Raw genomic sequence first — 12,005 nt, 5'->3', positions numbered from 1 at the left:
TGTGTGACCCGCTGACCGGCACCCCGATCCGCGCCTGCCGCAAAAGCGCCCGCCGTTACGAGCATCCCGCACCTGGCGACATGATCCACCTGGACGTCAAGAAGCTCGGCCGCATCCCCGACGGCGGCGGCCACCGCGTCCACGGCCGCGCCGACTCCGCACGCGGCCGGGGCATCGGCTACGACTACCTGCACACCGCCATCGACGACCACACCCGCCTGGCCTACATCGAAGCCCTGACCGACGAGAAAGGCGTCACCTGCGCCGCCTTCCTCACCAGGGCCGCGGCCTACTTCGCCGCCCGCGGGATCACCCGCATCCACCGGGTGATGACCGACAACGCCAAGAACTACCGTGTCAGCCACGCCTTCCAGCAGGCCTGCGCAGCCTTGGGCGCCCGCCAGAAGTTCACCCGCCCGCACTGCCCCTGGACCAACGGCAAAGCCGAGCGTCTCAACCGCACCATGGCCACCGAATGGGCCTACCGGCAGGCTTACGTCAGCAACCAGCACCGCACCCAAGCCCTCAGCCCCTGGCTGGAGCACTACAACACCACACGCCCGCACTCAGCCCTCGGCGGCCGACCGCCCATCAGCCGACTGTCACCAAGTCCATGACCAAGTACAGCTAGCGCACGTACACGTTCGGCCTGGCCGGGGTCGCCATCCCGTCACCGATGAAGAAGCTCGGGTGGGGTGGCTGGTTGTAGGCGGTGTTCTGCCAGGCCAGTGCGGTCCGGTACATCGGGTCGTGCAGCAAGGTGTGGATCTTCACGGTGGTGGCCGTCGGGGTCGAGTAGATCCGCAGCGCCCGGTTGTCGCTGGTCGGCCAGACGACCTCCTCGCGCCAGTCGCCGAGGATGTCGCCCGACAGCGACGGCGTGGCCTTGGTCCCGTTGTTGGAGTGGACGTTCGACCCGGTCAGCAGGCGGGTGTCCCCTCCCGTGCCGTACTTGTCGATCCGCACGTCGTCGAGCAGTTCCCGCACCGGATCGGCGTCCCACCAGGCCAGGAAGTTGATCGACGACGGCTCCCGGCCGAGCGAGGCGCCGGTCGGGGACCGCAGCGTCGTGTCCCGGGCCGACCACGATTCGGCGCCCGCGCTGCCGGCCCAGATGTCGCCCGAGACGCCCCGGCCGTTGTCGCCGCCCGAAGCGGTCTGCCAGAGGATCTGGCCGGTCCGCGCGTCGGCCATCCACGAGCCCGGTTTCGAGCTGTCCTCGTCGACCTTGAAGATCTCCAGTCCCTGCCTGGACGGGTTCAGATCCCCCACGTGCAGCGCGTCGCCGTGGCCGAGCCCGGTGCTGTAAAGGCCGGCGCCGTTGTCGTTGATCACGGCGGCGCCGAAGACGATCTCGTCCCGGCCGTCGGCGTCGACGTCGGCGATCGACAGGTTGTGGTTGCCCTGACCCGCGTAGGACGTCGCGTTGTTGGAGTCGAACGTCCACCGCCGGGTGAGCTGCCCGTTGCGGAAGTCCCAGGCGACCACGACGGCCCGCGTGTAGTAGCCCCGGGACATGATCAGCGAGGGACGCTGGCCGTCGAGGTAGGCCGTACCGGCCAGGAAGCGGTCGACGCGGTTGCCGTAGTTGTCGCCCCAGTTGGAGACGGTGCCCCGGGCCGGGACGTAGTCGACGGTCGACAGCGCGGCGCCTGTCTGGCCGTTGAACATGGTCAGGTACTCGGGGCCGGACAGCACGTAGCCGGAGGAGTTCACGTAGTTCGCCGACCCGTTGCCGATGACCGTGCCCCGGCCGTCGGTGGTGCCGTCGGCGGTCTTCATGGCGACTTCGGCGCGGCCGTCGCCGTCGTAGTCGTACACCTGGAACTGCGTGTAGTGGGCTCCGGCGCGGATGTTCCTGCCGAGGTTGATCCGCCACAGGCGGGTGCCGTCGAGCTTGATCCCGTCGACGTAGACCGGGGACGTGACCCCCGACTGGGAGTTGTCCTTGGCGTCGCTCGGCTCCCACTTGAGGACCAGATCGACCCGCCCGTCACCGTCGAGATCGCCGACACTGGCGTCGTTGGCGGTGTAATTCGAGCTCGGGGGCGTGATCGGGACGTCGAGATAGCCGCCGGCAAACCTCAACGAGGTCTCAGAGGCCGGCCCTTCCGCGCCCCCGCTGACCGCCCTGATCGTGTACGTGGCATCGGCCGACGCCCCGTTGTCCAGGTAGTTCGTGGAGTTGGAGACGCTCGCCACCAGGGCGCCTGATCGGTAGACGTTGAACGAGGTCTCCCGGGCCTCGGTCCCGAGCAGCCGCCACGAGACGAGGTTCGCGCTCCCGCTGCGGACCGAGATGACCCCCCGATCCAGATCCTCTACCTGCTTGGCGCCTGACGGCGTCGGCGTCGGGGTCGGGGTCGGGGTGGGCGTAGGAGTCGGCGTTGGCGTGGGAGTCGGCGTGGGTGTTGGCGTCGGGCTGGGCTGGGTGCCGTTGCAGGCGACGCCGTTGAGTGCGAAGTTCGTCGGAGTGGGATTGCTGGTGCCGCTCATCGACGCGTTGAAGCCGAACCCGGTCGAGCCGCCGGTGCCGAGCTGCCGGTTGTAGCCCGCGTCGGCCGCGGTCACGCCGCCGCCGCTCTGGGTGAGGGTCGTGTTCCAGGCCTGGGTGACCTGCTGTCCTGCGGTGAACGTCCAGGTCAGCTGCCATCCGTCGACCGGGTCGCCGAGGTTGTTGACGGTGACGGCGGCCGAGAAGCCGCCTGGCCACGAACTGCCCACCGAGTAGTCGATCCGGCAGGCGACGGCGGCCGTGGCCGGACCCTGCAGGGCGGCTGTAGCCGCCACCAGCCCTATCGCGATGAGGACGAAACGTTTCATAGCCGGTCCAATCTGCGGGAGCGTCCGACGACCAGACCGTAGAAATCCAGACTCAACCGGTCAATCAATGTCTTGATCGTCGTAATGTCGCCCGAGGTGAGGCGTGAAACGTTCAGATCGGGCATGTCGTTTTCCGGCGGCGAACTGTTAATTCGGTGGATTGGCCCGGACGAGAAAGCCTGATCTGTCGGCACACGGCGCACCTGTCGGGCGGGGCCGACAATGGTGAGCCGTGCTCCGGGATATCCGGATTTACCCCGCGTACCGAGCCAGAAGAAAACGGGCACAAGCCCACATCTCAGGGCCTGAATTTTTTCTTTGAGAAGGCTGTTTACAGCGGTGATCGCAGGGGGTAGTTCAGGGGTGTCACTAAATAAGGCGCCACCCCCCGGGGCGATAATCAAATGAGCTCGATAATTGTGGGGGTGTGTTGTGGGCAGACTGATCGACAGAGCTTGGGCGATTCTCGTGTCGCTCGCGGTCGCCGTCATCGGATTGTTCGTTCCCGCAGGTACAGCTCATGCCCTGTCGGAGACGCCGGTGCCGGATGTGGTGGTCGACACTGAGGAGACCATCAACGGGCGTGTCAATCTACGGTGGTGGCCCGGCGATCTCGCGCCGGGCGGAGATGCCACGGTGACACGCACAATAAAAACAACGAGAAATTATCTGCTCGTCGAATTCGTGCCGGTGATTCTGGTCAGAGACAACCGGCCGCTTCAGGTGTACAGCGCATGGCGGCTGCCAACCTCCGCCGACATCGCCGCCACCCCCGACCATCGGGCCAGAGCACCGCCTCGAACCCAATACGAACAGAGACCTACCGCGATAGAGATCACGATTGGCGTGCCCCCATCAACGGGGGCACAGCGGTACCTTTTCTCCCGGTGAAGGAATCGAACTCCGGCGCATCTCCGCATGGTGAGCGGTGGTGCCGAGGGGTGGGGCGAACGCGTGGCCATGGCTGAGGCCGCGCCACAGCCCCGGCTGGATCACGCACCTTCTCGACGCGGTCACCGGTTACGTGGCCGAGTCGATCCACAACTGAACCTGCTGGACGCGATGACCACTTCGAGGGAGTGGATCGGGCTCTGAGAACATCGGTATGACAAAGCGACCGATGTCAGGAGACCCCTGTGGCCGTCGACCGACTCCTCCCCACTCCGGAGGCACGTGACCTGCTCGACCTCACCCGCGAGGTGGCGGACAAAGAACTGCTGCCCATCGTGGACCGGCACGAGCGCGCCGAGACCTACCCTGAGGGCCTTTTCGCCACCCTCGGCGGCGCCGGCCTGCTGAGCCTTCCTTACCCGGAGGAGTTCGGCGGAGGCGGTCAGCCCTACGAGGTCTATTTGCAGATACTCGAAGAACTCGCCGCACGGTGGGCCTCCGTGGCCGTCGCCGTGAGCGTGCATTCGCTGTCGTGTCATCCCTTGGCGAGGTTCGGGACCCCCGAACAGATCGACCGCTGGCTTCCGGACATGCTCGCGGGCGACCTCGTCGGCGGCTACAGCCTGTCCGAACCCCAGGCGGGCTCCGACGCCGCGGCATTGACCTGCCGGGCGACGCGGGTTCCCGACGGCTACGAGATCAACGGTGCGAAGGCCTGGATCACGCACGGCGGCAAGGCCGACTTCTACGCGCTGTTCGCGCGGACGGGCGAGAAGTCGATCTCTTGTTTCCTGGCGCCCGGCCAGGTCGACGGCCTGACGTTCGGCAGGCCAGAAGAGAAGATGGGCCTGCACGCCGTACCGACGACGAGTGCCCACTGGGACGGCGCCGTCCTGGACGCCGACCGCCTGATCGGCGCGGAGGGCCAGGGCCTGCAGATCGCGTTCAGCGCCCTCGACTCCGGGCGACTGGGCATCGCGGCCTGCGCGACCGGCTTGGCCCAGGCGGCCCTCGACGCCGCCGTCGCGTACGCGAAGGAGAGGACCACGTTCGGCAAACGCATCATCGACCACCAGGGGCTCGGCTTCCTGCTCGCCGACATGGCCGCCGCCGTCGACTCGGCGCGGGCGACCTACATCGACGCCGCCCGGCGCAAGGACGCGGACCTGCCGTTCTCACGGCAGGCGTCGGTGGCGAAACTGGTGGCCACGGACGCGGCGATGAAAGTGACGACGGACGCTGTCCAGGTTTTCGGCGGGTATGGATACACACGCGAATTCCCGGTCGAGAGATACATGCGCGAAGCGAAGATCATGCAGATCTTCGAAGGCACGAACCAGATCCAGCGACTAGTGATCGCACGAGGTCTGGCACGCTAACGGCGACGGATCCGGGAGCGGACCTCCGAGACGAAAACAGGGGCTCCACAGTTCTCCAGTGATGCGAGGACGTCGTCCAGACTCATCGCCGGGTACGGCGGCTTGCCGGTCGCCGCGGCCTGCTCCTCCAGCACGTTGAGGATGACGGCCGGGGCGAGCTCCAGCTCGTACAGCAGAAACGTATCGGGGTGCTGGGCCTCGACATCCCATGCTTCGCAGGCGGTGGGCGTGAAGTCGCGGAGGTTGAAAGTGACGATCACCTCGGCGTGCCCACGAACCGCGGCGGCGAGGACATGCCGATCTTTGACATGGTTGCCCATCGATTCCTCCAGCGGTTCCCAGCCCTCTACCATCGCCTCCGGGAATGCGGCCCGCATAAAGGACAAAGTGCGCTTTACGTTTGGTTCCGGGAGGCCTTTTCCTATTAGGGCTTTTCGGGCCTCCGCCAGAATGCGCTCACTCCACAGGGGTTGGTAGGCGCTGGCCTCGGCGACCCGGAGCAGGGTGTCGCGCAGGACATTCGGGTACAACACGCATGCGTCCAGGATGGCGGAAAATGGCACGCTGACAGCATAAGTATTGAGTCGGTAAAAATGTGTTAGAACTCGTTTGCCGGTTTGTCGTACATGCCGGAACCTATGGATTCCTGGGTGAGTTCGTTCAGAAGTCTGCGCCGCTCAGTGCGACGCTTTTCCTGATAAATGAGGACATCTTGTAGCTTTACTCGCCGATGCGCGCCGGGGCGGTCGGTGGCGCGCTGATAAGGGATCTCCTCGCTTTCGAGGAGTTTGACGAGGGTGGGCCGGGAGATTCCCAGGAGTTCGGCGGCTTCGTAAGTCGACATGGTCATGTGCTGCGGTGCGACCGTCACGGCCAGGCCCTGTGACAGCGCTTCGGCCACTTTGAGCAGCGCCTCGTAGAGCGGCAGGGGCAGTGGTAGCTGGGGAGAGCCGTCTGGGCCGGTCAGGAGGGCAGGGCGGTCGGCGACCGCGCGTCCTCGCTCGTGCAGCGCTGCCACCAGATCAACTATGGCGGCCTGGGTACGAGGATCCTCTTCCGGCAGGAAGGTCCTGGCGTCACCGGCGGCCAACGATGAGTCGCCCATCCGAGTCCTCCGTCACCGTGTGTCGGTTTCAGGCGAAACTCTACCCCGAAACGAAACTAACGAAAACGTCGTCCGTCCCACTCGTTGGAACACCCACTTCTCACGACGCGATTTCCGGTTTATGAATCGGCGTGACCGCCCATCACTCCGAAAGGAATCTGCCGGTGTCGCGATTACCCCGAATCCTTTTCTCGCTGGTCCTCGTCCTGGGCCTCGTCCAGGTCGCCCCTGCTCAGGCGGCCGTCCCCAATCGCTGGGGCTACGCCTTCGTGAACGTCTCGGCCGGAGTGCCCGTCCTCAGCCACCAGGCCGGGAGCTGGTCGGGAGCGTTCAACGTCACCGTCACGCCGGGGGTGCCCGGGGAGACGTTCGTGCGGTTCCCGCAGATCGGGGGGCCTCGGGGCGTCGTGCACGTCACGGCTGTCGCGACGACGCCGCACATCTGCCAGGCCTGGAAGTGGACGCCCGTCCTGCCCGACGAGGTGGTCACCGTCCGGTGTCACGCGTTCGGCGGGGCTCCGGCGTTCGTGCCGTTCACGGTGTCGTACTCGGAGAGTTCCGGGTCCATCGTTGCTCCGGCGACGGCCAGGTTCGGGTACGTGCACTACAACGCCGGCATCGCCTCCCAGTACAACTCGGCGGGGGCGATCAACTCTGTCACCGTTCTGGGGGTCGGCTGGTACAAGGTGGTCCTGCCTGGGCTCGGGTCGGCCGCGCAGGCGGGGAACCTCCAGGTCACGGCGCAGAACGACACCGCGCCCGCGCGGTGCAAGGTGTCGGCCTGGGCGCCGGTGCCGGGGGCGCAACAGGTCGAGGTGCGGTGCTTCAACGCGGTGAACGCACCTCAGCACAGCGGGTTCTCGCTGACGTACCAGAAGGAACGCAACCTCGTCGGGCGGGGGTTGCCGCCGGCGAACTTCGCGTACACGTTCGACAACGTGCCGGCCAACCCGGGGCCCTACGCGCCGGTTCCCGCGGACGTGAACTACAACTCCCAGGGCATGGTCAACACGGTGCGGGTGGCGGGGCTCGGGCTGCGGCTCGTGACCTTCCCGAGGGTCGGGTTCCTGATGGACCACGTGCAGGTCACGGCCTTCGGGCCGGGGCCGGAACACTGCAACCTGCAGTCGCTCTGGGCGACGTCGGGCGGGACGGCGTTCGTGCGTAACGTCGCCTGCTACTCGGGGGCGGCGCCGATCGCGAATCAGGCGTCGTTCGTGACGTACACCTCCACGCAGTGACCCTCGGCCCCCGCTGTCAGCCGGGCAGCGGGGGCTGCAGGTCCCACATGCGGATGGTCTCGTCGCGGCCGCCGCTGACGGCGACCTGCTTTCCGGCGACCGTTCCGACCGCCACGGTCCAGACGCGGTCGGTGTGGCCTTCCAGAGGTGCGCCGATCTCGGTGCTGGTCGTCAGGTCCCAGACGCGGACGGTCTTGTCTTCGCTGGCGGTCACCACGACCGGCTTTCCGCCGATCTCGGCGAAGGCGACCGACCAGATCCAGCTGGTGTGGCCGGTCAGCGGGCTGCCGATGCTGGTGCGGGTCGTCAGGTCCCAGATCCGGGCGGTCTTGTCGCTGCCGCCGGTGATCGCGATGGGCTTGCCGTCAAGGGTGCCGATGGCGACCGAGCGGGCCCATCCTTCGTGGCCGGTCATGGGTTCGCCGATCTGCTGACGGGTGCTGAGGTCCCAGACGCGGACCGTCTTGTCGTCACCGGTGCTGACGACGACGGGGGCGCCGTCGACCTCGGCCAGGCCGACGCCCCAGACGGTGCCCTCGTGGCCGGTCATGGGTTCGCCGACCTGTTCGCCGGAGTGGATGTCCCAGACCCGGATGGTGCCGTCTTCGCCGCCGGCGACCGCGACGAGCGCGCCGTCGACCGTGCCGAGGGCGACGCACTTGACCCCGCCGTCGTGGCCGAGCATCGAGTTGCTCCACTGGGTGCCCTTGCGCAGGTCCCACAGGCGCACGGTGCCGTCGTCGCCCGCCGTGACGGCGATCTCGGCGCCGTCGAGGTTGCCGGTGGCCACGCCCCTGACCCACTTCTCGTGACCGGGCATGGCGTAGAGCTCTTCACGGGTGTTGAGATCGGTGACCCGGACCGTGTTGTCGTCGCCGCCGCTCACGACCACGGTCCTGCCGCCGATCTCGGTGAGGGCGACGGCGCGGACGTCGTTCTCCTGGACCTCGATGGGGTCGCCCACCGGCTTCCCGAACGTCACGGGCGCGGGTGTCAGCGAGGTCGTGATCTTGGTGCCCTCACCGGTCGCCGAGTCGTCGGCGTCAGGCCAGAACTGCCAGGTGAGGACCCCTCCGGCGACCACGACCGCGAGGGCGGCGGCCAGCCAGGCCGGCCGCCGGCTCTTCTTGACGGGAGGCGGTGGCGGTGTGGGGGGTAGCGGCGCCGTCTCGACGTGGAACTCGTCGCCCGTCAGGTTCTTCACCAGTTCGGCGGCCGTCGGCCGCAGGGCCGGGTTCTTGTTCAGGGCCTGCTCGATCAGCGGGCGCAGCCCGGAGGGGACGCCGGTCAGCACCGGTGGCCGGTTCATGATGGCGTTGATCAGCTGGGGCACCGTGTCACCGGGGAAGGCGCGCTTACCGGTGGCTGCGAAGACCATCGTCGCCGCCCACGCGAACACGTCGGCGGCGGGCGTCACCTCGCCGTTCTCGATCTGCTCGGGGGCCATGTAGCCGGGCGTACCGATCGATCCGGACATCGTCGCCGTGTGGTCGAGGGCGCGGGAGATGCCGAAGTCGATCACGACCGGGCCCTCCGGGCCCATCAGCACGTTGCTCGGCTTGAAGTCGCGGTGCACGATCCCGGCCCGGTGGATGGCCGCCAGCGCGGTGGCGGTGGCCACGGCCAGGCGTTCGAGGCCGCCGCCCGAGCGGGGGCCCTCCTTCTGGACGACGTGGTGCAGCGAGGTCCCCGGCACGAATTCGCTCACGATGTAGGGCCGGTCGCCCAGAACGCCCACGTCGAGAACACGGGCGGTGCAGAAGGGAGCCACCCTGCGGGCCAGCTCGACCTCGCGCAGGAAGCGCCGCCGGTGGTCGGGGTCCTTGGATAACTCGTCGTGGATGACCTTGAGCGCGACCGGGGTGCCGTGGGGGTCTTCGGCGCGGAAGACCGAACCCTGGCCGCCGTGTCCGATGCGGTGGAGGATGCGGTAGTCGTCGATCTGCGCCGGTATGCCAGGCTCCGCGTTCACGACCTCATGATATGAGCGGTCCATGGGTACGCACGGTCACGATTCGGTCGATCCGGAAACCCGCGGAAAACGCACACGGTCCCTCACACGGCCCCAGCGGATAGTCGTGGACATACGACGACGACGTCCAATGAGGGGGACACCGTGAGCGAGTCAGTGAAGGACCTGATCGCCCAGGCACGGGCGGGAATCAACAACATGTCGGCAGAAGAGGTGGCCAAGGCGGTCGACGCCGGCGACGTCACGCTGGTTGACCTGCGGGAGCCGGGGGAAGTCGAGAAGGAGGGGACCATCCCGGGGGCCGTCCTCGCTCCCAGGGGGATGCTCGAGTTCTACGCCGACCCGGGCAGTCCGTATCACCGGGCCGAGTTCGACCCGGCACGGGCGACGATCCTGTTCTGCGCTTCGGGCGGACGGTCGGCGCTGGCGGCGCACACGCTGCAGACCCTCGGTTACCAGGACGTGGCCCACCTCGACGGCGGGCTCAAGGCCTGGAAGGACGCGGGGCGTCCCATCACCAACGAGAAGTGAAAGTGGAACTGGGCCAATGCCACTCATCAATGTGAAAGTTATCGAAGGCGTCTTCTCCGACAAGCAGAAGACGGAGATCGTGACGTCGCTGACCGAGGCCATGGTGGCCATCGAGGGCGAGAACATGCGCCAGGTCACCTGGGTCGTCATCGACGAGGTCAAGAGCGGGAACTGGGGGATCGGCGGCCAGCCGCTGACCACTGAAGACGTCCGGAGACTGGCCGCCGGCTAGGACCGTGCAGGAAGGAGCAGGGCACATGGTGTCGATCCGGCTGCTCGGACCGCCGGTCGTCGAGATCGGCGGCGAGGCGGCGAAGTCGCCACGCGGCCGGAAGGCGTGGGCCCTGCTCGCCTATCTGCTGCTGGCCGAACGCCCGCCCAGCCGCAGGCGCCTCGCCGAACTGCTGTTCGGCGACGCCGACGATCCGCTGGGCGCGCTGCGCTGGACGCTGGCCGAACTGCGCCGCGCCCTGGGCCTGCGGGAGTCGTTCTCCGGCGACCCGGTGCGGACCGATTTCGGCCCGGGCGTAACCGTGGATGTGCTGGTTCTCCTCGATCAGGACGGGGAACCCGCGCCGCTGCTGGAACTCGGGGGAGAGCTGCTCGAGGGTGTGAACCTGGCGTCGTCCCACGAGTTCGAGTCGTGGCTCCTGGTGGCCCGGCACCGTGTCTCGGCGATGATCGAGGGCCGGTTACGGCAGGCCGCCGCGCGGCTGCTCGCGGAGGGGCGTCCGAAAGAAGCGGTTCTGTACGCCGCCAAGGCGGTCGAGAACAACCCGCTCGAAGAGGGCAACCACGAGCTGCTGGTCCGCGGCCTCACCATGGCCGGAGACCGCGCGGCCGCGCTGAAGCAGGTCGCCGTGTGCGAAGACCTGATGCGGCGCGAGCTGGGCGTGAAGACGTCACCCGCGCTGCGGGAGGCCACGTCGATCGGCTCCGGCTCACCGATGCTGCCGCCGCTCAGCGGGCGGGCGGCCGCGATCAGCCAGCTCCACGCGGGGCGGGCCGCCATCGCGGCCGGCGCCGTCGCGGCGGGCGTCCAATGTCTGCGCACGGCGGTCGCCGAGGCGTCCCGTACGGGTGACGCGGCGCTGAAGGCGCGGGCCTACTGCGCGCTCGGCGGCGCCCTGGTGCACGCCCTGCAGGGGCGGGACGAAGAAGGCTCACTCGCGCTGCACGAGGCGATCGTCATGGCGGTCGCCTCGGGCGAACGCTCGGTCGCGGTGACGGCCCAGCGGGAACTCGGCTTCGTCGAGGTCAAGGCGGGCCGCCGGTTGGCGGCCACCACCTGGCTGACCAAGGCCGCCGCGATGGCGGAGACCGACGCCGAGATGGCCGCGATCCGCGGCGTGCTCGGCCAGAACACCTCCGACCAGGGCGACTACCCGGCCGCGATCGGGCACCTGGAGGAGTCGGTCGAACGGGCCGCCCGCTGCGGCGACCACAAGCAGCACGCGTGGTCCCTGTCGATCCTCGGCCGCGTCCATCTGATGCGCGACGAACGATCGCAGGCGCACACGGTGCTCAAACAGTCGCTGGAGCTGACCGAGGAGCAGCGCTGGATGGCCTTTCTGCCATGGCCGACCGCGCTGCACGCCGAGATCGACCTGCGCATGGGCGACGTGGCCGCCGCCGCCGACGGCCTGGAGCGGGCCTGGGTGCTGGCCTGCCAGGTCGAGGACCCGTGCTGGGAGGGGACCGCCGCACGGGGGCTCGGTCTGCTCAGCCGCGACCGGGGTGACCACGCCTCGGCGGCCCGCTGGCTCGGCCAGGCGTCCAGCAGCTGCAACCGCCTGCCCGACCGCTACCAATGGGTGCACGCCAACGTGCTCGACGCGACGATCGCCTGCGCCCTCGACACGGGCGATCACGAGCGGGCCCGACCGCTCGTGACCACGCTCGCGTCCCTGGCCGCCCGGTGTGACATGCGCGAATGGGTGGTCCGCGCACACCTGCACAGCGCCCGTCTCGGGGACCGGACGGCGCTCGCCTCCGCGCGGACGCTCGGGGCCGGGATCGACAACCCGGCTCTGGCCGCGCTGCTTCGTTAAGGAAACAGGGGA

12 protein-coding genes are annotated in these 12,005 nt (G+C 68.2%); 7 read left to right on the top strand and 5 right to left on the bottom strand.

Features of this window, described 5'->3' with window-relative positions; genetic code table 11:
• The coding region (locus AW272_RS19110) for an integrase core domain-containing protein (RefSeq protein ID WP_157518638.1) at window positions 1-617 on the top strand (617 nt) is incomplete at its 5' end.
• A gap of 10 nt (window positions 618-627) precedes the next feature.
• Here the strand turns inward: AW272_RS19110 and AW272_RS19105 are convergent.
• Window positions 628-2,823: a rhamnogalacturonan lyase family protein gene (locus AW272_RS19105; protein WP_066366810.1), complete on the bottom strand. Its 2,196-nt coding sequence runs from the start codon at window positions 2,821-2,823 to the stop codon at window positions 628-630.
• Complete coding sequence (locus AW272_RS42135; protein ID WP_157518637.1) at window positions 2,820-3,110, bottom strand: hypothetical protein; 291 nt, start codon at window positions 3,108-3,110, stop codon at window positions 2,820-2,822. Before AW272_RS42135 ends, AW272_RS19105 begins: the two co-directional genes overlap by 4 nt.
• A 145-nt stretch (window positions 3,111-3,255) precedes the next feature.
• Between AW272_RS42135 and AW272_RS42130 the strand changes: the two genes are divergently transcribed.
• Together AW272_RS42130 and AW272_RS19100 are read left to right on the top strand one after the other, a co-directional pair.
• Window positions 3,256-3,714 (top strand): hypothetical protein, encoded by a 459-nt coding sequence (locus AW272_RS42130; RefSeq protein WP_157518636.1) that lies wholly within the window; start codon window positions 3,256-3,258, stop codon window positions 3,712-3,714.
• Window positions 3,715-3,959: 245 nt separating this feature from the next.
• The gene (locus AW272_RS19100) at window positions 3,960-5,093 is read left to right on the top strand and encodes an acyl-CoA dehydrogenase family protein (RefSeq protein WP_066366808.1); all 1,134 of its coding nucleotides are present in this window, start codon (window positions 3,960-3,962) and stop codon (window positions 5,091-5,093) included.
• On the opposite strand, the gene AW272_RS19095 is transcribed toward AW272_RS19100, so the two are convergent.
• Both AW272_RS19095 and AW272_RS19090 read right to left on the bottom strand, forming a co-directional pair.
• Entirely contained in the window at window positions 5,090-5,656 is a 567-nt protein-coding gene (locus AW272_RS19095; RefSeq protein ID WP_066366806.1) for a PIN domain-containing protein, read from the bottom strand. The genes AW272_RS19100 and AW272_RS19095 overlap by 4 nt on opposite strands.
• A 35-nt stretch (window positions 5,657-5,691) precedes the next feature.
• Window positions 5,692-6,198 carry an excisionase family DNA-binding protein gene (locus AW272_RS19090; protein WP_066366804.1) on the bottom strand — a complete coding sequence of 169 codons (507 nt, stop codon included), beginning with the start codon at window positions 6,196-6,198 and terminating at the stop codon, window positions 5,692-5,694.
• Window positions 6,199-6,362: 164 nt separating this feature from the next.
• On the opposite strand from AW272_RS19090, the gene AW272_RS19085 reads away from it, so the two are divergent.
• Window positions 6,363-7,439 carry a hypothetical protein gene (locus AW272_RS19085; protein ID WP_157518635.1) on the top strand — a complete coding sequence of 359 codons (1,077 nt, stop codon included), beginning with the start codon at window positions 6,363-6,365 and terminating at the stop codon, window positions 7,437-7,439.
• A 16-nt stretch (window positions 7,440-7,455) separates the two neighbouring features.
• Here AW272_RS19085 and AW272_RS19080 read toward each other — a convergent pair whose 3' ends face one another.
• Entirely contained in the window at window positions 7,456-9,411 is a 1,956-nt protein-coding gene (locus tag AW272_RS19080) for a WD40 repeat domain-containing serine/threonine protein kinase (protein ID WP_169807568.1), read from the bottom strand.
• Between the two features lie 144 nt (window positions 9,412-9,555).
• Between AW272_RS19080 and AW272_RS19075 the strand changes: the two genes are divergently transcribed.
• The 3 genes from AW272_RS19075 to AW272_RS19065 are packed head-to-tail and all read left to right on the top strand — an operon-like array spanning window position 9,556 to window position 11,993.
• A complete protein-coding gene (locus tag AW272_RS19075) occupies window positions 9,556-9,942 on the top strand; it encodes a rhodanese-like domain-containing protein (RefSeq protein WP_218010947.1) in 387 nt (128 codons plus the stop codon).
• 31 nt (window positions 9,943-9,973) lie between these two features.
• Window positions 9,974-10,174 (top strand): tautomerase family protein, encoded by a 201-nt coding sequence (locus tag AW272_RS19070; RefSeq protein WP_218010946.1) that lies wholly within the window; start codon window positions 9,974-9,976, stop codon window positions 10,172-10,174.
• Between the two features lie 25 nt (window positions 10,175-10,199).
• Complete coding sequence (locus tag AW272_RS19065; RefSeq protein ID WP_066366798.1) at window positions 10,200-11,993, top strand: tetratricopeptide repeat protein; 1,794 nt, start codon at window positions 10,200-10,202, stop codon at window positions 11,991-11,993.
• Window positions 11,994-12,005 lie beyond the last annotated feature (12 nt).

The organism is Herbidospora mongoliensis, assembly GCF_001570545.1.
GTDB lineage: Bacteria > Actinomycetota > Actinomycetes > Streptosporangiales > Streptosporangiaceae > Herbidospora > Herbidospora mongoliensis.
The sequence above is the reverse complement of the archived record's forward strand: the minus strand, read 5'-3'. Positions and strand labels throughout refer to the sequence as shown.